Source organism: Flavobacterium sp. FlaQc-49, from assembly GCF_044005985.1.
GTDB classification, from domain to species: Bacteria; Bacteroidota; Bacteroidia; order Flavobacteriales; family Flavobacteriaceae; genus Flavobacterium; species Flavobacterium cupriresistens.
The window spans coordinates 65739-90691 of record NZ_JBIPCS010000003.1; the positions used below are offsets into that span (position 1 = coordinate 65739).

The 24953-nt window shown below is 35.6% G+C and carries 16 protein-coding genes, 1 pseudogene and 1 riboswitch; of the genes and pseudogenes, 14 read left to right on the forward strand and 3 right to left on the reverse strand.

The features are described from left to right. Positions 1-207: 207 nt before the first annotated feature. The 11 genes from ACHRV3_RS06710 to ACHRV3_RS06760 all read left to right on the forward strand — a co-directional run bounded on the left by ACHRV3_RS06710 (position 208) and on the right by ACHRV3_RS06760 (position 17455). Positions 208-789, forward strand: coding sequence for a bifunctional precorrin-2 dehydrogenase/sirohydrochlorin ferrochelatase (locus ACHRV3_RS06710; RefSeq protein ID WP_047773254.1), 582 nt, complete (start codon positions 208-210; stop codon positions 787-789). Between the two features lie 94 nt (positions 790-883). Beyond that, entirely contained in the window at positions 884-1936 is a 1053-nt protein-coding gene (locus ACHRV3_RS06715) for an NAD(P)/FAD-dependent oxidoreductase (RefSeq protein ID WP_047773255.1), read from the forward strand. Positions 1937-2729: 793 nt separating this feature from the next. Beyond that, positions 2730-2846, forward strand: a riboswitch (SAM riboswitch). A 272-nt stretch (positions 2847-3118) separates the two neighbouring features. Beyond that, the gene (locus ACHRV3_RS06720; protein ID WP_395433732.1) at positions 3119-4120 is read left to right on the forward strand and encodes a homocysteine S-methyltransferase family protein; all 1002 of its coding nucleotides are present in this window, start codon (positions 3119-3121) and stop codon (positions 4118-4120) included. Positions 4121-4697: 577 nt separating this feature from the next. After that, positions 4698-7373, forward strand: a complete 2676-nt coding sequence (metH, locus tag ACHRV3_RS06725; protein WP_053004165.1) for a methionine synthase — start codon at positions 4698-4700, stop codon at positions 7371-7373. A gap of 171 nt (positions 7374-7544) precedes the next feature. Further along, entirely contained in the window at positions 7545-8501 is a 957-nt protein-coding gene (metF, locus tag ACHRV3_RS06730) for a methylenetetrahydrofolate reductase [NAD(P)H] (RefSeq protein ID WP_047772889.1), read from the forward strand. A 167-nt stretch (positions 8502-8668) separates the two neighbouring features. Further along, positions 8669-9322, forward strand: a complete 654-nt coding sequence (locus tag ACHRV3_RS06735; protein WP_047773260.1) for a class I SAM-dependent methyltransferase — start codon at positions 8669-8671, stop codon at positions 9320-9322. 101 nt (positions 9323-9423) lie between these two features. Continuing rightward, positions 9424-10647, forward strand: coding sequence for a dicarboxylate/amino acid:cation symporter (locus ACHRV3_RS06740; protein WP_047772892.1), 1224 nt, complete (start codon positions 9424-9426; stop codon positions 10645-10647). Between the two features lie 94 nt (positions 10648-10741). Further along, positions 10742-12145, forward strand: a complete 1404-nt coding sequence (locus ACHRV3_RS06745) for a pyridoxal phosphate-dependent decarboxylase family protein (protein ID WP_395433735.1) — start codon at positions 10742-10744, stop codon at positions 12143-12145. A 301-nt stretch (positions 12146-12446) separates the two neighbouring features. Beyond that, complete coding sequence (locus ACHRV3_RS06750; protein ID WP_395433737.1) at positions 12447-14810, forward strand: TonB-dependent receptor; 2364 nt, start codon at positions 12447-12449, stop codon at positions 14808-14810. A gap of 85 nt (positions 14811-14895) precedes the next feature. After that, a complete protein-coding gene (locus tag ACHRV3_RS06755; RefSeq protein ID WP_047772897.1) occupies positions 14896-16173 on the forward strand; it encodes a DUF4374 domain-containing protein in 1278 nt (425 codons plus the stop codon). 109 nt (positions 16174-16282) lie between these two features. Then, the gene (locus tag ACHRV3_RS06760; protein ID WP_395433739.1) at positions 16283-17455 is read left to right on the forward strand and encodes a PepSY-associated TM helix domain-containing protein; all 1173 of its coding nucleotides are present in this window, start codon (positions 16283-16285) and stop codon (positions 17453-17455) included. 240 nt (positions 17456-17695) lie between these two features. On the opposite strand, the gene ACHRV3_RS06765 is transcribed toward ACHRV3_RS06760, so the two are convergent. Both ACHRV3_RS06765 and gldA read right to left on the reverse strand, forming a co-directional pair. Then, entirely contained in the window at positions 17696-19819 is a 2124-nt protein-coding gene (locus tag ACHRV3_RS06765; protein ID WP_395433741.1) for a TonB-dependent receptor domain-containing protein, read from the reverse strand. 448 nt (positions 19820-20267) lie between these two features. After that, positions 20268-21164, reverse strand: coding sequence for a gliding motility-associated ABC transporter ATP-binding subunit GldA (gene gldA / locus ACHRV3_RS06770; protein WP_395433743.1), 897 nt, complete (start codon positions 21162-21164; stop codon positions 20268-20270). A 148-nt stretch (positions 21165-21312) separates the two neighbouring features. Here gldA and ACHRV3_RS06775 point away from each other — a divergent pair, with 148 nt between their 5' ends. From ACHRV3_RS06775 to ACHRV3_RS06785, 3 genes and pseudogenes are all read left to right on the forward strand, one after another. Continuing rightward, a complete protein-coding gene (locus ACHRV3_RS06775; RefSeq protein WP_395433745.1) occupies positions 21313-21900 on the forward strand; it encodes an outer membrane beta-barrel protein in 588 nt (195 codons plus the stop codon). Between the two features lie 132 nt (positions 21901-22032). Then, positions 22033-22495: pseudogene (locus ACHRV3_RS06780) on the forward strand (Lrp/AsnC family transcriptional regulator). A gap of 87 nt (positions 22496-22582) precedes the next feature. After that, a complete protein-coding gene (locus ACHRV3_RS06785) occupies positions 22583-23929 on the forward strand; it encodes a deoxyguanosinetriphosphate triphosphohydrolase (RefSeq protein ID WP_230004450.1) in 1347 nt (448 codons plus the stop codon). Here the strand turns inward: ACHRV3_RS06785 and ACHRV3_RS06790 are convergent, their stop codons facing one another. Next, positions 23930-24934, reverse strand: coding sequence for a DUF3078 domain-containing protein (locus tag ACHRV3_RS06790; RefSeq protein WP_230004451.1), 1005 nt, complete (start codon positions 24932-24934; stop codon positions 23930-23932). It lies immediately after the preceding gene. Positions 24935-24953 lie beyond the last annotated feature (19 nt).

The following is a 24953-nucleotide window of genomic DNA, read 5'->3' on the forward strand; positions in this document are numbered from 1 at the left end:
GTAGGGTTTCAACCCGACAAAAAATAAAAAGATTAAAAGAATTAATTTGTAACGTAGGGTTTCAACCCTACGTATGAAAGGCAATAAATAAAAAAGAAATAAATTTATACCGTCGGATTTCAACCCGACAAAAATGAGCAATAAGCCAAAAGAAATTGCACAATAAAGAGAAAACATCGTACTTTCATGCGATGTAAAGGAATTAAAATGGAACAAAACGAATTATATCCAATATTTTTAAAATTACACAATCTGAATGTTCTTATTGTGGGCGGTGGAAATGTTGGACTGGAAAAGCTTTCTTTTTTATTGAAATCGAGTCCAAATGCCAATGTTGAGGTGGTGGCAAAACACTTTCATCTTGAGATTAAAGTTTTGGCAGAAAATCATCCTTCGCTTAAATTGACCCAAGCGAAGTTCAAAAAAAAGATGCTCAAAAAACGCAATATGGTGATCGCCTGTACCGATGATTTAAAAGTCAATAAAAGAGTATATGATTTATCCAGAAAGCGCTATTTGATTTGCAATATTGCCGATACTCCGGATTTGTGTGATTATTATTTAGGTGGAATCGTAACCAAAGGAAATGTAAAAATTGCCATTTCGACCAACGGAAAATCTCCTACCACAGCCAAAAGGCTAAGGGAGTTTTTTGAAGAAGTGATTCCGGACGATATCAATAAGATGGTTGAAAACCTAAATGAATACAGGAAAACGCTGAAAGGCAACTTTGAAGATAAAGTTAAAAAAATGAACGAAATTACCGCTTCATTAAAAAATAAAGAGTAAAAAAAACAGAAGAAATGAATGATATAAATCATTGAAAATAGAATAAATTATTCGTTTCTTTGCATTATTAAGAATGATTATAAACAACAGTGTAATGATTAAAACAGATATACTAATTATTGGAGCAGGACCAACAGGTTTATTTGCCGTTTTTGAGGCAGGATTACTAAAATTAAAATGCCACATTTTAGATGCACTGCCACAGGCAGGAGGACAACTTTCAGAATTGTATCCAAAAAAACCTATTTATGACATTCCAGGATTCCCGGAAGTATTAGCAGGGGATTTAATTGATAACCTACAGGAGCAAATTAAGCAGTTTGAGCCAGGTTATACTTTAGGAGAGCGTGCTGAGACCATCGAAAAACAAGAAGACGGAAGTTTTATCGTTACTTCAAACAAAGGAACCAGATTTCATGCGCCGGTAATTGCCATCGCAGGAGGATTAGGAAGTTTCGAGCCTCGTAAACCACTTATAGAAGATATCGAGTTTTATGAAGATAAAGGAGTAAAATACTTCATTAAAAATCCGGAAAAATTCAGAGATAAAAAAGTTGTCATTGCAGGAGGAGGAGATTCAGCATTAGACTGGAGTATTTTCTTGGCCAATGTAGCTTCAGAAGTAACTTTAATTCACCGTAGAAATGAATTTCGAGGAGCTTTAGATTCTGTAGAAAAAGTACAGGAATTAAAAACAGCAGGAAAAATTAAATTAATTACTCCGGCAGAAGTAATCGGAATCAATGGTGCGGAGCATGTTGAATCTTTGGACATCGAAGAAAACGGAGCACACCGTAAAATTGAAACAGATTATTTTATTCCACTTTTCGGATTGACTCCAAAATTGGGACCAATCGCAGACTGGGGATTAGAAATTGAAAAAAATGCGATTAAAGTAAATAATGCATTAGATTACCAAACCAATATTCCCGGAATTTTCGCTATCGGAGACGTTAATACGTACCCGGGGAAATTAAAATTAATTCTTTGCGGATTCCACGAAGCGACTTTAATGTGTCAAGCGGCTTATGCAATCATTAATCCAGGTAAAAAATACGTTTTAAAATACACTACCGTTTCCGGTGTTGACGGCTTTGACGGAACTCGTAAAGAGGCCCCGAAAGCAGTTGTTAAGGCAATCGTGTAGTTTATGATACTGATTTTCTCTCCCGATAGCTGTGGGATAGAGATTTTTAGATTTTAATTTGTAAAGCTCAAACTTGTAATTATAGTTTGAGCTTTTTTTGTTTGTAACTTGATTTTGATTATTAAGTTACTGATTTTTATATATTTTCGTTTTCCTATAAGGTCTTTTTTGACCTTGTAGGTATCACGATTTAAATTTTACACCTACAAGGTCAAAAAAGACCTTACAGGAGATAAAAAGCAACACATTACATAATAAGCAACATCTTTTTTTGAATAAATTTTAAACTCTTTTAAATTATGCAAAAGAAGAAAGAAGTACACTGAATTTTTACATGTAAAATTAAAAGTACTTCATCTTAATCGATCAATATTTCAACATAAGGAATCCGTTTTTGTCAGCATTTTTACTATTTCAAATCCGTATAATCCGCGTCCAATTCTACATAATCTTTGCATATGGTGATTGCAACTTAATTTCACACGCGGATTGAACAGATTCGTTATCACGAAGACACGGATAAAACGGATTTAAAATTCTTTCTAATGAAATTTAATTAGGCACTTAGTTTACAAAATAAGTAAAGAATTTAATCGTATTGAAATTATTAATTTTAGAGGAACAAAACAGAACCCTAAAGACTAAAAATAAATTTCCAGCGTAGTGTTTTAGCCCCGAAGAGCCTTAGAATCTTAGTTCCTCAGACCCTTAGAAACTTAAATAAAAAAATAGCGTTAATACTTGCAAGTATTAAGGTTATGTCTTTACTTTGCACTGTTCATAATTTTATTGACAGTTATCACGAAAGGCGGAGGGAAAGACCCAATGAAACCTTAGCAACCCTTTATCATAAAGAAGGTGCTACATTCTACTTAATACCAACAAACACGGTATTTAAGATAGATAACACAAATACATAAAGTATTTCTCAAAACTTTTCCTGACAACCTTATAATATTATTTTACCGAATTCATTTTGGTATCATGAGCGAATCATTGACGTCTTTTTTGCCGTCATGAATTCCCGCTTTCTGTTGCAATCTTTTGTTTTTAAAGAAAAAAACGAAAGGATTTCCACTTCAATCGGGGCTAAAGAGTCACAATAGTGAACTTTTGGAATTATTAATAAGAAGCTAAGCCTGAAAGGTTTTAAAAACCCGTCAGGTTTAAATAAAATACGATATGTCAACAATACAAGAAGCAATAAAAAAAAATATCCTAATCCTTGATGGAGCAATGGGAACCATGTTACAACGCTATAATTTCTCGGAAGAAGATTTTCGCGGAGAGCGTTTCAAGGATTTTCCACATCCCTTAAAAGGAAACAACGATTTACTATCCATAACACAACCACAAGCAATTCGAGATGTTCACGCCGCTTATTATGAAGCAGGCGCGGACATCGTCGAGACAAACACTTTCTCGGGAACCACAATTGGTATGGCCGATTATTTTCTGGAAGATTTGGTTTACGAATTAAACTACGAATCAGCAAAAATTGCCAAAGAAGTAGCGGATGAATTTACCGCTAAAAATCCGGACAAGCCTCGTTTTGTAGCCGGTTCAATCGGGCCGACAAACAGAACGGCAAGTATGTCACCCGATGTAAATGACCCGGGATACAGAGCCGTAACTTTTGATGATCTGAGAATAGCTTACAAACAACAAGTAGAAGCCTTAATGGATGGCGGATGCGATTTGCTTTTAGTAGAAACGATTTTCGATACACTAAACGCAAAAGCAGCACTTTTTGCTATTGAAGAAGTAAAAGACGAACGCAATCTTGATATTCCGATCATGGTTTCGGGAACGATTACAGATGCTTCAGGAAGAACACTTTCGGGACAAACTGTAGAAGCCTTTTTGATTTCAGTATCACATATACCGTTATTAAGTGTAGGATTCAATTGCGCCTTAGGAGCCGATTTGTTGAAACCGTATTTAAAAACATTATCACAACATACACAGTTTAATGTTTCAGCACATCCAAATGCTGGCTTGCCAAACGCATTTGGAGAATACGACGAAACACCGGAACAGACGCAAGCACTAATCAAAGAATATTTAGACGATAATTTGATCAATATAATAGGAGGTTGTTGCGGAACAACTCCGGATCATATTCGATTAATTGCTGAGGTTGCGAAGGGGTATAAGCCGAGAGTGGCACCGGTTATTGCGTAATTAACAAGCATAAATTTTTCTTGCCAACATAAGCGTATTGTTTGTGCCAGAAAAGACATAAAACGCGGGCTGTCATTCCGACGAAGGAGGAATCTCCGCAATGTGAGCAACTAACGAAGATTCCTCCTTCGTCGGAATGACAAAAATGAGGAGTCGATCGTATGAAATGTTGGACGAGATTACTTCGTTTCTTATAATGACAATTGGAACGTTAAATGAAAAGAGATAAAAAGGTAGCCTGAACTGGCAGATTGAATATAAAAAGGTATAATAAGTTCAGGAGGAACAAAATATATAATTAGGTTCAAAGATTTGAAAAACGATAATTGAAATCGTGGAAACATAAAGTTCTTATAAAACCGAGATTGCGTGAGGGATAGAAGTGGATAGCCCACAGCCTGACGAAGGAAGAGCGAGGACTTGGAACGGATAGCCCGGTTCGCCGCGGCGAAACACGCCCAAAATAAAATAATTAGAACACAGATACCTACAAGGTTTTGGAAACCTTGCAGAACACAAATAAAGAATAAAAACTCAGGACCTAAGAACCTTAGGACCTCAGTAACTTAAAAAGAAAATGGCAGAAAATAGAAGAGACCTTGTATTAGCAGGATTAGAACCGTTGATTATTACACCTCAAAGTGTTTTTGTAAACATTGGAGAACGTACGAATGTAACCGGTTCAAGAAAATTCCTTCGTCTGATCAAGGAAGAGAAATATGACGAGGCACTTGATATTGCAAGACAACAAGTAGAAGGTGGAGCACAAATCATCGATATTAATATGGATGAAGGAATGCTTGATGGTGTTCAGGCAATGACAAAATTCCTGAATTTAATAGCATCAGAACCGGACATTTCGAGAGTTCCAATTATGATCGACAGTTCGAAATGGGAAATCATTGAGGCGGGTCTTAAAGTAGTACAAGGAAAAAGTGTGGTCAACTCCATTTCATTAAAAGAAGGAGAAGAAGCGTTTATTCACCATGCTAAATTAATCAAACGTTACGGAGCGGCGGCAATCATCATGGCTTTTGACGAAGTGGGTCAGGCCGATAATTTTGATCGTAGAGTCGAAATTTGTCAGCGTTCGTACGATATTTTAGTTAATAAAGTCAATTTCCCTCCGCAAGATATCATTTTCGATTTAAATATTTTCCCCGTTGCAACCGGAATGGAAGAACATCGCTTAAATGCTTTGGACTTTTTCAGAGGAACAAAATGGGTTCGTGATAATTTGCCTCACGCACATATCAGTGGTGGAGTTAGTAACGTTTCATTCTCTTTTAGAGGGAACGATCATGTTCGAGAAGCCATGCACTCGGTGTTTTTATATCATGCCATTAAAAACGGAATGACAATGGGAATCGTAAATCCTGAAATGCTTTCGATTTACGATGATATTCCAAAAGACCTGCTAGAACACGTAGAAGATGTAATTTTAGACAGACGAGATGATGCTACTGAAAGACTTTTAGATTTTGCGGAAAATGTAAAAGGAGAAGTAAAAAGCGACGAAAAAGCAATTCAGGAATGGCGTTTAGGAACCGTTCAGGAACGTATTACACATTCGTTGGTAAAAGGAGTTGATGCTTTTATTGAAGAAGATGTAGAAGAAGCCCGTTTAGCAGCCGTAAAACCAATTGAAGTTATCGAAATCAATTTGATGACAGGAATGAACGTCGTAGGAGATTTATTCGGAAGCGGAAAAATGTTCCTGCCACAGGTAGTGAAATCGGCACGTGTAATGAAAAAAGCCGTTGCTTATTTATTGCCTTATATTGAAGCCAGTAAACAAGCCGGGGACAAATCAGGAAACGGAAAAATCCTAATGGCGACCGTAAAAGGAGACGTTCACGATATAGGTAAAAACATTGTATCGGTCGTATTAGCTTGTAACAATTACGAAATTGTTGATTTAGGAGTAATGGTGCCTCCGGAAAAAATCATTGCCGCAGCAATCGAACACAATGTAGATATTATCGGATTGAGCGGACTGATTACGCCTTCGCTTGACGAGATGGTTTATCTGGCAAAGGAATTAGACAAACAAGGTATTAAAATTCCGATTATGATCGGGGGAGCAACGACTTCACGTGCGCATACCGCGGTGAAAATTGCGCCACAATACAGAGAAACCGTAATTCACGTAAACGATGCTTCAAGAGCCGTAACTGTTGCCGGAAATCTGTTAGATCATAACCGAAAAATATACGCGAGCGATATTCGTGCAGAATACGATTCTTTTAGAGAAACGTTCTTAAACCGTTCAAGAGACAAAAATTTCTTAACGATTGAGCAAGCCCGTAAAAATAAATTACAATTGGATTGGGAAGAATACAAACCCGTAACGCCAAAAGTAATTGGTAAACAAATTGTCGAGGTAGAACTGGACGTTTTGGTACCCTACATTGACTGGACACCGTTTTTTAGAACTTGGGAATTGTTCGGAAAATATCCGGCGATTTTAACCGATGAGGTAGTTGGAAAAGAAGCAACATCTGTTTTTGCAGATGCTCAGGCGATGTTGAAAGTAATTTTAGAAGAGAAAAAATTATCTGCAAAAGGGATTTACGGAATTTTTCCATGTAACCAGGTAGATGATGATGATATTGAATTGCGTGATGAAAACGGAAAAGTGTTGGAGAAATTCTTAACACTTCGTCAGCAGTCGCAAAAAACAAAAGGAGCACCAAACATTGCTTTGTCGGATTTTATTTTACCAAAAGATTCAGGAGTTACCGATTATATGGGCGCTTTCTGTGTGACAACAGGTTTTGGAGTAGACGAGTGGGCTGCCGAATTCGAGAGAGATTTAGACGATTACAACTCGATTATGGTAAAAGCATTGGCCGATCGTTTTGCTGAAGCTTTCGCCGAATATTTACACGAGCAGGTTCGTATGGCTTATTGGGGTTATGATCCCGGTGAAACCTTATCAAAAGAAGATTTGATCGAAGAAAACTATAAAGGAATTCGTCCGGCTCCGGGATATCCAGCATGTCCGGATCACTTAGAGAAACCAACAATTTGGAAACTTCTAAATGTAGCCGAAGAAATTGGAGTAACCTTAACAGAAAGTATGGCGATGTGGCCGGCTTCGTCTGTATCAGGATATTATTTCGGAAACCCAAAAAGTAAATATTTTGGACTAGGAAAAATAAAAGAAGATCAGGTTATTGATTACGCCAAAAGAAGAAGTGTACCAACCGATTATGCCATGAAGTGGCTTAATCCAAACATAGCAGATTAGGGGGGAGTTATTTTTTGTTTCAGGTTTCAAGTTTCAGGTTCGCCTATAACTTGAAACCTGAAACTTGAAACCTGAAACAAACGAAACCTAGAACCAACGCAGCCAATTGATTTACGTTTTTTGATTTAGATTTTACTCAAAATTCATAATTCATAACTCATAATTTTTAAAATGAAAGTAACAGAACATATAGAAAACGCTAAGGGAAAAACATTATTTTCATTTGAAATTATTCCGCCTCAAAAAGGAAAAAGTATTCAGGATTTGTATGATAATATCGATCCGTTGATGGAGTTTAATCCGCCGTTTATTGATGTGACTACTTCACGCGAAGAGTACATTTATATCGATAAAGGGAATGGGCTTTTAGACAAAAAACTGACTCGTATGCGTCCGGGTACACTTGGAATTTGCGCTTCTATAAAACATAAATATAATGTTGATACTGTACCGCACTTGCTTTGTGGCGGATTTACACAGGAAGAAACAGAATACATGCTGGTAGATTGTCATTATTTAGGAATCAATAATTTAATGGCGCTTCGTGGTGATGCGATGAAGGACGAACAATCCTTTGTACCAAAAGCAGGAGGGAATAGTTTTGCTATAGATTTAGTAAAACAAATCAATGAGTTAAATCAAGGGAAATACCTGCATGAAGTAATGGATATTGACAACAAAGCTGATTTTTGTATTGGTGTTGCTGGGTATCCGGAGAAACATTTAGAATCTCCTTCCTTACAATCTGATTTAAGAAGATTAAAAGAAAAAGTAGATGCAGGAGCAGATTACGTGGTAACGCAGATGTTTTTTGACAATGCAAAATACTTCGAATTTGTAGCAAAAGCCAGAGAAATGGGAATTACAGTTCCTATTATTCCGGGGATAAAACCAATTGCCGTACAAAAGCATTTGCAGATTTTGCCACAGATTTTTCGTATTGATCTTCCGGAAGATTTAATTCATGCCGTAGATCAATGTAAAAACAATGCCGAAATCAAACAAGTAGGAGTAGAGTGGGCGATCCAACAATCCTTAGAGTTAAAAGCGGCTGGAGTACCTGTATTGCATTATTATTCAATGGGAAAATCAGAAAATATTCGCCAAATAGCGAGTCATATTTTTTAGAAAAAGTATATTTTGTTATATTCTTTTCAATTTGAACGAAGGAAACCCGAGCGACAGCGAATAGAAGAAGTAAATCGGATGCTATGGAACTTGAGTCTCCTTCGTTAAAATAACAACCCAGTTTGGAATTTGGAATTTTTAATTTTTGGAATTTAATTTTAAACATTATGAAACAAGAAGAATTACAGGCGATAGCCGCTCAGTTAAAACATCCAACAGGAGAAAAAGGAATTGAAATGGCCAACATGATGCATGAAACCAACATCAACATGACGTACCATTCTATTCAAAATCTGAATGTTTCTAAAGAAAATAAAATTCTGGAATTGGGTCACGGAAATGCGGGACACTTAGAATTTCTAATGGATCAAGCGGAGAGCCTGGTGTATTATGGACTCGAAATGTCTGAGTTAATGTTTCAGGAAGCCAGACAAATCAACAGGAATTATGTTTCTCAAAAACAAGCCTTCTTTTTGCTTTACGATGGAGGTGTAATCCCGGCTACAGACTCCTTTTTTGATAAAATCTTCACTGTAAATACGATTTATTTCTGGCAAAAACCGGAAGAATTACTTTTAGAAATTTACAGAGTTCTAAAACCAAACGGAACATTCTGTTTAACCTTTGCAGAAGAAAGTTTCATGAAACAACTTCCGTTTACAGAGTATGAATTTACACTGTACAGCACTGAAAAAGCGCAGGAGTTAATCGAAAAAACAGCTTTTAAAATGGTCTACAAAGAAACGCTGACCGAAAAAATAAAAAGCAAAACAGGCGAATTAGTCGACAGAGCTTTTACCACTATTGTGTTAGAAAAATAACAAAAAAGAAGGCGATTGCTTTTGGCGCTCTTTTTTTGAGTACTTTAATTGCTTTTCTATTTTGAGTTTCTATTTCTGAATCCTAATACTTTTTTAAAATTATGGAGGTTAAAAAAATCAATTTCCTAAAAAGCTACAGTAGTATTCTATTGCTTTTAGGAGGTATCATTGCAGGAAGTATTTTAGGGTTGTTGTTTGGTAAGGATGTTGAGGTAATCAAACCACTGGGAGACATTTTTCTTAATTTGCTTTTCACGGCAATTATTCCGCTTATTTTCTTTACGATCGCTTCTTCAATTGCCAATTTAGAAAAAACAGAAAAACTAGGGAGACTATTTGTTATTATGGTCCTTGTTTTCCTCGGAACCCTTTTGATTTCGGCTATTGTAATGATTGTAGCCGTATATATTTTTCCGATTCATCAAGATATAATTATTTCCAAAGTTCCATTAGAAAACATAAAATCCGGTAGTATTGGCGAGCAAATAGCGCAATTGGTTACGGTAAATGATTTCTTCGAATTATTGTCCCGAAAAAGCATGCTGGCGCTAATAATTTTCTCTTTTTTAATAGGTTTTGCAAGTTTGCAGTCCGGTGAGAAGGGAAGTAGTTTCAGAAGCTTTTTAGATTCAGGTAACGAAGTGATGAAACAGTTATTGAATCTGATTATGAAACTGGCTCCAATTGGTTTGGGGGCATATTTTGCCTATCAGGTTGGTGTTTTTGGTCCGCAGCTATTTGGTGTTTATGCAAAACCTTTGGGGATTTATTACGGAGCATGTATTTTTTATTTCTTTACATTCTTTAGCTTATACGCCTTTATTGCCGGAGGAAAAAGAGCATTTGTGGTATTTTGGAGTAATAATATAACGCCGGCTTTGACAGCAGTGGGAACTTGCAGCAGTATTGCGACGATTCCCGCAAATCTGGAAGCGGCAGAAAAAATGAACATCCCAAATCATGTCCGGAACCTGGTCATTCCGCTTGGTGCGCCCTTGCACAAAGACGGATCGAGTATGTCTTCTATACTTAAGATCACGGTTCTTTTTGCCATGTTTGGAAAAGACTTCACAGAACCTTCTACTATTCTTTTAGCATTGGGAATTACAGTAATCGTTTCGATTGTTGAAGGCGGAATCCCAAACGGAGGTTATATAGGCGAGGTTTTAGCCATAACCGTTTATGGACTTCCAATGGAGCAGGCCTTACCGGTAGCGATGATTTTAGGGACACTTGTGGACCCGATTGCGACGCTGCTCAATGTCAACGGTGATTTAATCTGTTCGATGATGATTTCCCGTTTTTCCGAAAAAACCAAATGGTAACCTACTTATTTTTAGTTTAAAATCTTTTATTAATTCGCTCCATCTGTAAATGCTGCGCGCTGTTTTTTCAGATGAGGACATAAATAACAATAGCATGAATTCAGTACTTCAGCATGATCTAAACAATTTTGAAAATATACTTGAAAAAGCAAAACAACACGGGATTGGTTTTTTGAATAATCTTGAAAATATCCCGACATCTACTAAAGCGACAATTGAACCGGATCGTACCTTAAACGAATTAGGTTTAGGTTCTTTAGAAGCATTAAAAGAATTCAATGAGCGAATGGCTCCACTAATGGTTGCTTCGCCGGGACCCAGATATTGGGGATTTGTGACGGGAGGATCTACTCCGGCTTCTATTGTTGGCGATTGGCTGGCTTCGGTTTACGATCAAAATGCACAATCGATAAAAGCACAAGGAGGCGCTTCAGCTTTAATAGAGTTTGAAACTATAAATTTGTTATTGCAGTTATTGGGATTGCCAAAATCCTTTATGGGCGGATTTGTAACAGGAGCAACCATGTCTAATTTTACCTCTTTAGGAGTGGCAAGACAATGGTTTGGAGCTCAATTTGGGAAAGATTTTGCTAAAAACGGAATTACAGAAACTATAAATATCTTTACTGCAACGCCACATTCTTCTGCTGTGAAGTCATTAGCAATGCTCGGAATCGGAAGCCAGAATTATAGTGTTGTAAAAACGCTGGAAGACAACCGTGAAGCCATTGATGTTGCTGATCTGGAAGATAAAATTAAAGCCTTAAACGGAAAACCGTTTATCTTAATTTCAAGTGCAGGAACAGTCAATACAGCTGATTTTGATGATTTTGTGGCTATTGCTGAACTGAAAGAAAAATACAACTTTTGGTGGCATATTGATGCTGCCTTTGGTGCTTTTGCAGCTGTTTCAGATAAGTTTAAACCTTTAGTTGACGGTTGGGAAAATGCGGATAGTATTACCATAGACTGTCATAAATGGCTAAATGTACCTTATGAAAGTGCTTTTTATTTGATTAAGAAAGACCATGTGAATTTACAAATTGAAACTTTTCAGAATTCTAATGCGCCTTATTTGGGAAATCCGTTGGAGAATTTTAATTATTTGAATGTGTTGCCTGAAAATTCACGACGTTTAAGAGCGCTTCCGGTTTGGTTTTCTTTATTGGCCTATGGAAAGGAAGGTTTCTGTGATATTGTGGAAAGTAGCGCGTCATTGGCCCTGCACTTTGGAAATGCGCTTATCGAAGATGATAGTTTTGAACTTTTGGCACCAATCCGACTTAATAATGTTTGTTTTACTTTGAAAGGAGATCACAATCAGGAAAAAGTAGCGTCGTTTTTGACACTGCTAAATGATGGAGGAAAAGTATTTATGACCCCAACCGTATACCAAAACCGAAAAGGAATTCGTGCTTCCTTTGTCAATTGGAGAACAACTGAAAATGATATTAAGATTGTAATTGAAGAAATGAGAGTTACGCTGTCAGAAATATAAGAGTATTATTTTTTTAACTTTTTAAAAATCCCGTTTAGTTATGTAAACGGGATTTTTTATTGGTTTTTTGTAAGTTTTTTAATAAAACAGCTTGTTTGAATTTAACGGTTTTTGATATTTATTTTTAAGAATATTCTAATTTTAGATTAATGTTGCCTTAAGATTGGATTAATTTTTAAGAATTTCTCATTTTAAACGTTAAATACTATCCTTATTTAGAATAATTAAAAATAATTTGGAAATAGCATTTTCTGAAGTTAATTTTGTGCCAAATTTTAACATTCACCACAAATTTTAACTGATGCAAATAAATAGAATAGTAATCTTGATATTGGTTTTCCTGACTTCAATACAAGGTTTCTCACAAAAAAACAAAGTAAACTTAACGGGTATTGTTCTAACACAAAGTGGTCAGCCGGCAGAAGGTGTTTCAGTTGCATTAAAGGGAACGCGTTATGCTACTTTAACCAATGAAAAAGGGGAATATGAAATTGCTGCCGAACCGGGGAATTATACATTATCAATAAATTTTGTTGGATATAAACCTAAACTAACAAAAATAAGCTTGGAAGAATCCAATAAAGAGGCTCCAAGTATAACAATAGAAGAAGATACCGCTGCTTTGGATGAAGTTCAGGTAGTAGGTAAAACGAAGGTGCAGCGCGTTAAAGAAGAAGCTTTTAATATTACAGCAGTAGATTTAAAACAATTGTACAATACTTCAGCTGATTTGAATCAGGTTTTGAATAGAACGACTGGTGTGCGTGTTCGCGAAACCGGAGGGATGGGATCGCAATTTAATTTCTCCTTAAATGGGTTTTCAGGCGATCAGGTTAAGTTTTTTATGGACGGAATTCCTTTGGATAATTATGGACCTTCGTTTACATTGAATAATATTCCAACCAATATGGCGGAACGAATTGATGTATATAAAGGAGTTGTACCGATTGAATTAGGTGGAGACGCTTTAGGTGGAGCAGTAAATATTGTGACCAATAAAAGTGTTAAGAGATATATTGATGCATCTTATAGTTTTGGGTCTTTTAATACTCATAAAGCAGCATTAAATACACGTTTTACAAGTAAGAATGGTTTGGTGACTAATTTTAATGCCTTTCTTAATTATTCTGATAACAGCTATAAAGTTGAGGCTGAGGTTCCAGATCCTTTTACAGGACTTTTTGGTCCAAAAGAAGAATTAAAACATTTTCATGACGGATACAAACAAGGTGCAATTATCGCCGAAGTAGGGGTGAAAGATAAAAAATATGCAGATTATTTATTGGTTGGGATCGCAGTAAGCGCTAACAAAAAAGAAACACAACAGGGAAGAACAATGTTTAGGGTAGTTGGTGATGCTTTTGAAGATAGCCAGAATTTTGTACCCTCTTTAAAGTATAAAAAAACAAATTTATTTACTAAAGATTTAACGGCAACTTTGGCGGCATCTTACAATATTGCAGAAGAAAGAACGGTAGATACTTCATCAAGAAGATTTACATGGAGAGGCCCTCGAACTGATGTACCCGGATATAGTAGTAGTGGGGAGCTTAATTCGGAAAAAGTATTAAATGTATTTAAAGTAAAGTCTTTTCAAAGTAATACAAATTTTAAATACAATATAAATGAAAATAATAGTCTACTCTTAAACTATACTCATTTGGGTTATCGACGTAAAGAAGATAATGAGTATACAACCAAGGATGTACCAAAGGAACCGGTAGTCAATAAAAATATAATTGGTTTTTCGTATAGTTTATCTGCGCTTCAAAAAAGATTGTCTTATACCGCATTTGTCAAAATGCTGGATTTGCAAGGCAAAATAGTAGAGAACCCAAAAACTGTAAATGAGAAAGTAATAAAGCCATCTTATAATTTTACGGGTTATGGTACAGCGGCAGCCTATTTTTTAATTCCGGAACAATTGCAGGTTAAAGCTTCTTTTGAACATGCATATAGACTTCCGGCTGCGGTAGAACTGTTAGGAGATGGAGGAATTAATATTATCCCTAATCCTTATCTTATGCCGGAGTCTAGTGATAATATGAATATTGGATTGTCTTATAAAAAAACTTTTGAGAAACATTCATTTGCCATAGAAGGAAACTTTCTTTATCGAGAGGCAAAAAACTTTATAAATTCTGTTCCTTATCAGAATAAGAGTCAATATCAAAACACTAAAAATGTTCAGGTAACAGGATTTGATGGAATTGTACATTATGGTTATAAACAATGGCTTAGTTTGGATTTGAATGCTACTTATCAAAAAACTTTAAATAAGGATAACAGCGTCTCAGTTGGCTCTGATCAAATTAATTACTTGTACAATAAACAAATGCCTAATATTCCAATTTTATACGGAAATGCGAATTTAGGATTCTCTTTCAAACATATTAAATATGCAGATGATCTTTTTTCTGTAAACTTATTAGCCAGTTATTCCGATAGTTATTACTTGAGGAATCCTAAATTAGGAGAGACTGGTAAAAAAGAGATTCCTGAACAACTTTTTTATTCAGCATCTGTAGCCTATTCACTTAAAAATGGCCGTTATAATATTGCGTTGGAATGTTATGATATTACTGATGTTAATTTGTACGATTATTTTAATGTGCAGAAACCAGGAAGATCCTTTACGATAAAACTTCGATATTTCTTCATGTAGTCCACAATTCAAAACAATAATAAATTCTTATTCTCCAAGCCTGTATTTTAATTACAGGATCCAATTAATTAAAAATTCAATAATTATGAAAACAATTAAAATTAAAAATCTATTAGCTCTTATGCTAATGTCAGTTACTATATTTTCTTGTAGCAGTGACGATTCTCCAACAAATGAAGAACCTGTAGTTGTTACACCGGAACCAGTTGTAATAAGTAAATATGCAATAGGTTACCAAACCGGAACATGGAATGAAAATTACATGTGGAGCTTTAATTCATTAGATGAATTAATGACCGGAACAATTGATATGACTGGAAAAGGAATTGAACAAGGAGGTTCTTATATTCCTCTTGCGAATACGATGTTTGCATTGGATAGTGAAGCGGAAGGTGCTGCTCCTTATGCTTTAAACGCTGCGGGTCAGTTAATTGCCGGAAGTCGTGTTTTTATAGAATCGCCTTTTGCATATGGTGTTACAGACGACAATAAATTATTAATTATTGGTGCTTCATGGGAAGGTGCATCTTCAAATAATGAATTGATTGTTTATGATCCTACAAAACAATATATTACAGGTCGTAAGTTTGATAATTTTGCAACAACTACCGGACGCTTTGATTTTCCTACTGGAGTAACAGTTGTTGGAGATAAAGTATTTGTTTCTGTTTTCAACAGAGATGCAAGTGAAGATTGGAATATTGATCAAACAAAAGCATACATCAGAGTTTATGATTATCCTTCTTTAACATTTGTGAAAAGAATTGAAGATCCTCGTACTACAGCAGCTGGTATGTACTATACAAACACAGGTATTGTACGTACGGAGTCTGGTAACGTATATACTTTTTCTTCAAATGCTAAGGCTGGAGGTTACAAGGCACCTTCTACAACAATTGGTTCCGGAATTCTTCGCATCAACAAAGGTCAAACAGAATTTGACGCTTCTTATTTCTTTGATCTTGAGGCAAGCTCAATTAACGGTAAAGTGTTAGCAGCGTATCCACTTGGAGGAGAAAAAGCCTATATCGTTTACATACCTACAGCAGATGACACAGTACTTTGGGGATTCCTTAATCATTCTTCTTATAAATTTAAATCGGCAATTGTAGATTTACCATCTAAAAAAATAACTCCGGTAACAGGATTGCCTGGACATGCGGGTGATAGTTACTTTGGTGTTGGAAGCTTGTATTATGAAAATGGAAATGCTTATAAGGCTTTTGTAACTAATACAGAGGTTCGTGTTTACAAAATTAATACGGAAACAGGTTTAGCTACTGCAGGTGCAAAAGTAACCGGAGGAGGAACTGATATCTCTGCTATTACTAAATTAACACATACAACAAAAGGGACTAAATAAATTAGACTTTTTTGCTTTGATTTTTAACCATATAATCAATTTTTTTACAAGAATTGATTATATGGTTTTTTAAAATAATTAAAATTACTGACAGATAGACAATTCTATAATGAGTATTATCAAACAACAAACTTCTAAACCACAAAAAAAAGGAAAATCCCGTTTCAGTAAAGTCAATGCCTGGTTGCATTTATGGTTGGGACTTGCTTCCGGAATTATTGTTTTTATAATGGGAATTACGGGTTGCATATTGGTTTTTGAAGAAGAAATCAGGCAATTTACTTCACCGTGGTTGTATGTTGAAGCTCAAGAATCAGAGCAATTATTACCTCCTTCTAAGGTTTACAGTATAGTTCAGAAAGCGGTACCGGAAAAAGAAATACATGGTTTATGGTACAATGGTTTGGATAAATCAATAAAAGTCGATATCGAATCGGATTCATTGCTTTATGTAAATCCATACAATGGTAAAATTACCGGAATTGTACATCATGAAGACTTTTTCCATTTCGTAGACGAAGGACATCGTAATCTCTGGTTAGAGCGTGAAATTGGAGCACAGATCACAGCTTGGGCAACCTTTATTTTTTTCTTTTTGTTAATCAGCGGACTTATCCTTTGGTTGCCAAAAAAATGGAATAAAACCACTGTAAACAATAGTTTTAAGATAAAATGGGATGCAAAGCTCAAACGTTTAAATTATGATCTTCATAATGTAATGGGGTTTTATGTGATTGTTTTAGCTGTCCTTATCTCTTTTACGGGCATGCTGATGAGTTTTCACTGGCTCAGAGAAAGTACGTATTGGATCAGTGGTGGCTGGGCCGATGTAAAAGATAAGAAAGAACAACCTGTACCAATAAAAAAAGATACATTATCCGGGCAACAAATGACAAAACTGGCTGCTGCCGATTTTATTTGGAAAAAAGTACGTACCGAAATCGCCAAAGAGAATAAAGAAGCCGTGATTATTCATTTTCCCGATGATCCAAAAGAAGATTTTTATGCCTGTACCGATATGCATAAGGGAATTTGGAGAGATTTATATTTTGATTCAAAAACCTTAGAGCTGCTTCCAAAATCAGAAAAATATATTAGTAACGAACGTTTCTCAGATTGGTTAATGCGTTCCAATTACAGTCTTCACATAGGGGCGATCGGAGGATTGTCAACCAAAATTATCTATTTTATTGGCAGTTTAATTTGTGCCAGTTTACCAATTACCGGATTTTATATCTGGTGGGGAAGAAAGAAAAAAAAGCCTGTGGCCAGTAAGCCTTAAATCATTTTTTGATCTGTTTTGTGTTAGTTGTAAAAAGTCTTTTGAAAGAAGTAAAACTCTTTTCGAAAGGCTTTTTTTAGTGAAAAGTAATAAGTGGTATGTGAAAAGTAATTTGATATTATGTACTCAATTGAAGTTGAGGTGATAGTTGTAAAAGCAGATTTCTGATCGATGCAAAATAAAGAACCCCCATAAAATTAGTATTTTATGGGGGTTCTTACGGGGGCAAAAAAGGCAATTTTAGATTCTGTAGGTGAATGCTAGTGTTGCAATGCGATTATCAAGATCGTATCTTTTATCGATACTTGTTTGTCTGATAACCGAATTGATATAAAAGTTATTGGTGTTGAAAATATCGGTAACATTAAGTTTGATGCTTCCTTTATTGGCTAAAACCTGTTTAGAAATTCCGATACTGAAGTCAAAGAAATTGTCGCGCTCGTAAATACCAAGATTTGATTTCGATTGATATTGTGCATTTGCTTCCGCTTTCCAGGTTTCTGTAATGGTGAATGAATTCTGAACGTTCATGTTTAGCGTTACTATAGGGTCAATTTTTTCTGTGTTTACGACTTTCCCCATAAACTTATTTTCGAAAACATTAAGAAGCGTATTCACGGACCACCATTTGTAGATTTCGGCCGTATTGGTGATATTTACTCCATAATTATACGATTTGTCAACGTTAATCTGCGAAGTCACGGTAGTATTATCTGCCGGATTATAGACGTAAACTTCTGTAAAAACGTCTTTGGTTTTGTTGAAATATACAGTAGCCATAAAAGCGCTTTTCCAGGCATAACCTATTTCTGCTGCATGCGTTATTTCAGGAATTAAATTTGGATTTCCTTGTGAATAATTGAACGAATCATCATAAAATCGGAATGGATTCAGATCAAACTGGCTTGGTCTGTTGATTCTTTTGCTGTAAGAAGCGTGCATCGCATGGTTTTCGGTGAATTCATATTTTAATGAAAGACTTGGAAACCATTTCAAATAATCGTCTTTATGTTCCTCATTCATGGTTTTTTGCAGAATATTTATAGCCGTATATTCGGTTCTGATACCTCCTTGGATATTTAGTTTTTCTAATTGATATTTATAGTTAACGTATGCGGCGTAAATTTGCTCTTTATATTCAAAGTGATTGGTGGATTTAAGATCGGTTATCCACTCATTATTCTGTGAATATTCATAAATCGAAGGGTTGTCGTTGTTTTTTACACTCCCTTTAAAACCCCATTCTATGCTTTGTTTTTCTTTTAAAGGATTGACAAAATCAACTTTTCCTGTAAAGACTCGCAACTGAGAAGGAATAAAACCCCTGCGGTCATCGATTTCAACCATACTGGCAGGGTCTATATTTTTGGCACTCTGAAACTGATTGGATCTGAATTTCGACGTTTCATATTCAAAATCAAACGACATTGTTTTGCCTTCCGTATCGAATTTATGAACTCCCGAAAATGCATAGGTGTAATCGTTCCATTTTTCTTTGCTGTCATTGTAAGTGGCAGCATCAAATTGTAATTGATTCATTGCATTAAACAACGTATTTCTACCGTCAGCTATATTTTGATAGCGACCGATTTTAGCATCAACGTAGACCTCTAAATTTGTTTTCGGAGAGATTTCGTATTGCGTTCCAATTTTGAAATTGTTTGACGTAAGCGGTTCGTCAGTCACAGAAGTTTGATAGTTTTTGGAAGAAACCGTTTGTCGGGTTTCATCAGTATATTGCAGCTGATTGAATTTTTTGCGTTCCTCTTCTCCCCTGAAAGTGTAACTGTAATTACCATAAACACCCCACTTATCTTTGTTGTAGTTTAAATTAAATCCGGAATTGGTTCGGTTTTTTCTCCCTCTGGCATAACTGGTAAAAGCTGTTCCCTTAAGACCGGATGAATTTGGTTTTTTTAAGACAATATTGATGATTCCGGCCTTTCCTGTAGCGTCGTATTTTGAAGAAGGATTCGTAATAACTTCAATTTGTTTGATATTAGAGGAGGCCGTAGATTTTAAATAATTGGCAAGCTCTTTTTGAGAAAGCTGCGTCAGTTTACCATTTATCATCACAGCAACCCCCTGTTGTCCTCTTATCGATAAATCGCCATCCTGAGAGACAACAACGCCCGGAGCACGAGACAAAACGTCTAAGGCAGTTCCTCCTTCAGAAATAATACTGTTTTCGACATTAAATACAAGTCGATCTGATTTTTGAGTATATAAAACCTTCTTTTTGGTGATTACAATTTCTTCTAAAGCATTAATAGTGGTTTCGACAACACTATCGGTTTCTTTTTCGGTTTGCGAATAACTGTACACCGAAAAGACAAGCATAAGGGAGGTTATAATATTTTTCATATTATTTATTTTAAATTAGAGCATAATAAATAGTTTCGTAAACTCAGGGAGCTCGAAAACGGAGACAATCGAATACCGATGAAAAGTAAAAGGGATGTTTTACTGCAGGATAATTTCTTCCAGTTGATTCGTTATTTTTTGCTGAAAACGAGAAGTTTGTTCTAGTAACTGCTGAAGTAAATTTTTGATAAAGCTAAAGGAAGGAGGCATTGGATGTTTTTTTGGAGTTTCAATCTTCAAATATAACACTATTTGTATCAAGTCTAAATAAAAACAAAGTAAAAGTGACTGTTAAAATAACAAAGTGCTGAAGGTTAGTTGTTTTTAAAAAGGAAAGAATAGATTTCAAAACAAAAAAATCGCCCTATAGTACAATAGAGCGATTTTGTGAACTTGCAAAGCAAGATATATAAGGTGCAACCTGAGACTGAAAACCGAGACTGAAAACTTATTTAGTAATCTCTCTAAACACAGCCTCCAGGTTTTTGTTTTTCTGATTTAGTTGTAACGTTTTTAACCCATTTTCATTGGCGAAGTCAAAAAGGGCAGGGCGCATGTCTTTTTCAGTAATAAAAGTAAGTTCCCAGATCATATCATGCGTATTAACGTAAGAGCTGATATTTTCGAGTTTGGCTAGTAATTGTGGCTCTACCTGATAATCAAATTCTACTTCGATTACCTGTTGTTTGTCTTCAGAAATTAATTTGTCTAATTTTTTATCCGCTACAATTTGTCCTTTGTCAATAATTATGACACGATCACAGATGGCTTCGACCTCTTGCATGATGTGCGTTGATAGAAAAACGGTTTTATTTTTCCCTACATTTTTAATTACATTTCGGATTTCCATTAACTGGTTAGGATCCAGACCGGTAGTTGGTTCGTCCAAAATCAAAACATCAGGATTGTGTAGTAAAGCATTGGCAAGTCCCACACGCTGGCGGTATCCTTTTGACAACTGTCCTATTTTTTTATGACTTTCGACTGACAGTCCTGTCAGTTGTATTACTTCTTCGATTCTTGCTTTTTCTACCTGATAAACATCAGCGTTAAAAGCCAAATACTCACGAACATACAAATCCAAATATAAGGGATTGTGTTCCGGTAAGTAGCCAATAGAAAGTTGTACCGCCTTAGTGTTTGTCATGACATCATGACCATTTACAAGGGCTGAGCCACTATCGGCAAGTAAATAAGTAGTCAAAATTTTCATCAGAGTAGATTTTCCGGCTCCGTTTGGACCAAGAAATCCAACGATTTCACCCTTTTCAATCTTAAATGAAACTTCATTAAGCGCTTTTTGCGTTCCGTAACTTTTTGATATACTGTTTACTTCTATCGACATAACTTTTTATTTGCTACAAAAGTAAACAGAAATAACTTTGATTGCTAAAAATTAGCATTCAAAGAATTCTTAAAATAAATATAAAACCCAGCAATGACGGCATCGTTCTTGCTTAAGGGACAATACAATTTAAATTAAAACCCAAATTATGAAAAAATTTTTAATTATCGCTGCTTTGGCGATGACTAGTTTTGTAAGCGCGCAAAAAGGAACTGTATTAGTAGGTGGAAACATTGATTATTCTTCAACAACTGTAGATTACAGAACAGACGAATTTAAAAGCAATAAATTTAGTTTTTCTCCTAGAGTAGGATACCAATTTAATGACAACTGGACTGTTGGAGGTGAATTTACTATATCTTCATCAAAAAATGATTCAAATGCAAGGTTCGAAGAGGGGAAAACAAGTGGTTCTAGATTTGGAGCATTTGTACGTTATTCTGTGCCATTGAATCAAACTTTTTCTGTTTTTGCTGATTTAGGAGCAGGTTTTCAAAATCAAACTGAAAAAGGATATACTTCTAATGGAGTTTATACTAAAACTAAAGCGGATGGTGTGTATGTTGGTGTAACTCCAGCTCTTTTTATCAATATGAAAAAAGGTTTCGGTTTAAACTTCAGTATTGGTGGTTTAGGATACGAAACATTAAGCTACGATAACAACGGAGCAGATGTTAGTTCATTTAACTTCAACTTTGGTAAAACAGCTAGTATTGGAATTTCTAAGAATTTCTAATATTAAATTAGTTTTCAATCTTAAAAAGCACTCCAATCGGAGTGCTTTTTTTGTTTCAACTTGTTTGGTATGGCTAAAAGATTTTATTACTGATGAATTGTTTGAAGCGAACCTTTAGCCGTAAAAATTACTATGGAAAACTTAGATAAAACCGATTTACAGATCCTCAGACACCTTCAGGAAGACTCGAATATCAATACAAAAGACCTCGCTGCGAAGTTATTTCTTACAGTTAAACCCGTTTATGAACGTATAAAAAGATTGGAACGTGACGGATATATTACAAAATATGTAGCACTGTTAGACCGGAAAAAAATTAATTGTGGGATGACCCTTTTTTTGTAATGTCCGTCTAAAAGAACACGCCAGAAACGTGGGAAGTAATTTTGTGAAAGATATTGTGGCGCTTCCTGAAATTATCGAGTGTTACAACATTGCCGGCGACTATGATTTTATGTTGAAAATTTTAGTTCAGGATATGACTAGTTATCAGGATTTTGTAATGAACAAACTGTCGACTATCGAGAATATCGGGAACACCAACAGTATTTTTGTAATGGGTGAAATAAAACACAGTACGGCATTGAAGTTTTAATAGCTGTTAACCACTCCAAGAAAGTCCTAAAATTAGCGTATTTTTGGCATTCAATCTAAAATCTAAAATCACCAATCTATAATTATAATGAACTGGGAACAACTTTTATCTCTTAAGAAACAAGGCGACACAAGTAAAAGATTACGTATAGAACAAGATGATACCCGCTTAGGTTTTGAGGTGGATTATGACCGAATTATCTTTTCGGCAGCCTTTAGATCGTTGCAGGATAAAACGCAGGTCATTCCGCTTTCTAAAACCGATTTTGTCCACACCAGATTAACACACAGCTTAGAGGTTTCCGTTGTCGGACGTTCATTAGGGCGTTTGGTTGGAAAAAAAATCATAGAAAAATATCCGTATCTGAAAGAAGTTCATGGGTATCATATGAACGATTTTGGGGCTATTGTGGCCGCAGCTTCTCTGGCGCATGACATTGGGAATCCTCCCTTTGGACATTCGGGAGAAAAAGCAATTGGGGAATACTTTTCTATCGGAAACGGAAAACAATATAAGGAGCAATTGACTGCTAAAGAATGGCAGGATTTAATTGATTTCGAAGGAAATGCCAACGGATTTTCGGTATTGACAGCAAGTCGTCCGGGGATCGAAGGTGGTTTGAGAATTTCGTATGCCACTTTAGGCGCTTTTATGAAATACCCAAAAGAAAGTTTGCCTAAAAAACCAACTCAAAACATTGCCGATAAAAAATACGGTTTCTTCCAGTCCGATAAAGCATTTTTTGAAGAAGTAGCGGAGGATATGGGAATGATCGCCAATAAAACCGGTGAGGATGTTGGTTTCGAAAGACATCCATTGGCCTATTTGGTAGAAGCGGCAGATGATATTTGCTACACCATTATAGATTTTGAAGACGGAATAAATCTTGGTTTGGTTTCGGAAGATTATGCTTTAGAATATTTAATCAAATTGGTAAAGGATAATATTGGAGTTGCCAAATACAAAACTTTAACCACAAAAGAAGACAGAATCAGTTATTTGAGAGCATTGGCCATCGGTACTTTAATTAACGATGCCGTAAATGTTTTTATTGAAAATGAAGAAGCAATTCTGGCCGGAAAATTTCCTTTTGCTTTAACGGATAAAAGTAAATACAAAGCTCAAATGACGGACATTATCAACTTAAGTGTTGAAAAAATCTATCAGAGCAGAGAAGTTATCGAGAAAGAAATTGTGGGATATCAGATTATCCAGACCTTACTTGATAAGTTTATTACGGCTTTCAATAACGACTATGAAGGAAAAGCATCCAATTACGATAAATTATTGCTGAAAATGCTTCCTGAAAAACACCGTTTAGAGAAAACCAGCTTATACGATCGTTTGCTTCACATTTGCCATTATGTTTCTCTTTTAACAGACGGAAATGCGTTAGAATTATTTGAAATGATTAACGGAAGAAAACCGAATTAACTACTGAAAGGCATATACCAGACCCACACCTAAAACTTGTCTCAGCTGCGCTCTAGGGCCATCGTTAACCTGACTTGTTGTGCCGGTTGTTGGGTCTACAAAGTCTTTTTTGGTTTTAATATCATCGTCATAAACTAAGTGAATACCAATATTCGCTTTTACATAAGCATTTACAACAAGATCTAAACGGGTATCGTAATCGACATCGACATTCCCAAATCGGTTCAGATAGTCTGTATATAAACTGAGTCTGTTCTCGTAAAAAATGTTTTTGAAGATTTCATTTTTCATGTATCCGGTAAGTAAAATACCAAATTCGGCTTTTACTTTTTGACCTCTTTCAACTAAAATCTTACTGTTTGGATCAAGAGGGTCAGGAGCATAGACGGCTTTTTTAACACCAAAAGATCCTTGATCGGCTAAATATTGATCCAATACCAACGTTGTCTTTAACGTGATTGGTGAGAAATAGAAGGTTCTGTTTTTTGCTTTATTTGAATTTTCCGCTCCAGCTCCTAAGAATACATAGGCCGGTGCAAAAGGTTTGGAAATAGTAATGTCTTTGTTCGGATAATTGTAACCGTTGGTAAATTGAGTATTAAAATTAAACTTAGCCGAATAATACCAATTTGATAAGGTGTCTTGTCTAAAACCGTAAGTTGAGTTAAGCAAAAGAGCATCGTCTGTTTTTCTAAGTTCCGTACCGTCTTGTTTGTTTAAACCGTACTTAACAATTAACTCGTTAAACCATTTGTGGTTTCCTTTTGCATAAGTTCTGGCAAATTCACCTTTAAATAATCCTGAAATAGAACTCGTTCCCCCCGCACTCCAGTTCACGAAAGCAATTTCGGAAATGTCAAAACCAAGCTGATTTTTTTTAGTCCAGTTGGAAGGAGCCTCCGGAATTTGATTGGGCTCTAAGGTCGTTTTGATAATACTTTGAGCAGAAATTGTAGTGGTGAAAGTGAAAAGTAAAAACAATAAGGAGAATCGAAATAATTTCATCAGGCGTAACTTTTGGTTG

Excerpts from the sequence above, each read along its gene's own strand:
- ACHRV3_RS06720 (WP_395433732.1), top strand. The coding sequence starts at position 3,119 with ATGTCAACAATACAAGAAGCAATAAAAAAAAATATCCTAATCCTTGAT.
- ACHRV3_RS06740 (WP_047772892.1), top strand. The coding sequence starts at position 9,424 with ATGGAGGTTAAAAAAATCAATTTCCTAAAAAGCTACAGTAGTATTCTA.
- ACHRV3_RS06745 (WP_395433735.1), top strand. The coding sequence starts at position 10,742 with ATGAATTCAGTACTTCAGCATGATCTAAACAATTTTGAAAATATACTT.
- metF (WP_047772889.1), top strand. The coding sequence starts at position 7,545 with ATGAAAGTAACAGAACATATAGAAAACGCTAAGGGAAAAACATTATTT.
- ACHRV3_RS06755 (WP_047772897.1), top strand. The coding sequence starts at position 14,896 with ATGAAAACAATTAAAATTAAAAATCTATTAGCTCTTATGCTAATGTCA.
- ACHRV3_RS06775 (WP_395433745.1), top strand. The coding sequence starts at position 21,313 with ATGAAAAAATTTTTAATTATCGCTGCTTTGGCGATGACTAGTTTTGTA.
- ACHRV3_RS06735 (WP_047773260.1), top strand. The coding sequence starts at position 8,669 with ATGAAACAAGAAGAATTACAGGCGATAGCCGCTCAGTTAAAACATCCA.
- ACHRV3_RS06715 (WP_047773255.1), top strand. The coding sequence starts at position 884 with ATGATTAAAACAGATATACTAATTATTGGAGCAGGACCAACAGGTTTA.
- gldA (WP_395433743.1), bottom strand. The coding sequence starts at position 21,164 with ATGTCGATAGAAGTAAACAGTATATCAAAAAGTTACGGAACGCAAAAA.
- ACHRV3_RS06765 (WP_395433741.1), bottom strand. The coding sequence starts at position 19,819 with ATGAAAAATATTATAACCTCCCTTATGCTTGTCTTTTCGGTGTACAGT.
- metH (WP_053004165.1), top strand. The coding sequence starts at position 4,698 with ATGGCAGAAAATAGAAGAGACCTTGTATTAGCAGGATTAGAACCGTTG.
- ACHRV3_RS06790 (WP_230004451.1), bottom strand. The coding sequence starts at position 24,934 with ATGAAATTATTTCGATTCTCCTTATTGTTTTTACTTTTCACTTTCACC.
- ACHRV3_RS06710 (WP_047773254.1), top strand. The coding sequence starts at position 208 with ATGGAACAAAACGAATTATATCCAATATTTTTAAAATTACACAATCTG.
- ACHRV3_RS06760 (WP_395433739.1), top strand. The coding sequence starts at position 16,283 with ATGAGTATTATCAAACAACAAACTTCTAAACCACAAAAAAAAGGAAAA.
- ACHRV3_RS06785 (WP_230004450.1), top strand. The coding sequence starts at position 22,583 with ATGAACTGGGAACAACTTTTATCTCTTAAGAAACAAGGCGACACAAGT.
- ACHRV3_RS06750 (WP_395433737.1), top strand. The coding sequence starts at position 12,447 with ATGCAAATAAATAGAATAGTAATCTTGATATTGGTTTTCCTGACTTCA.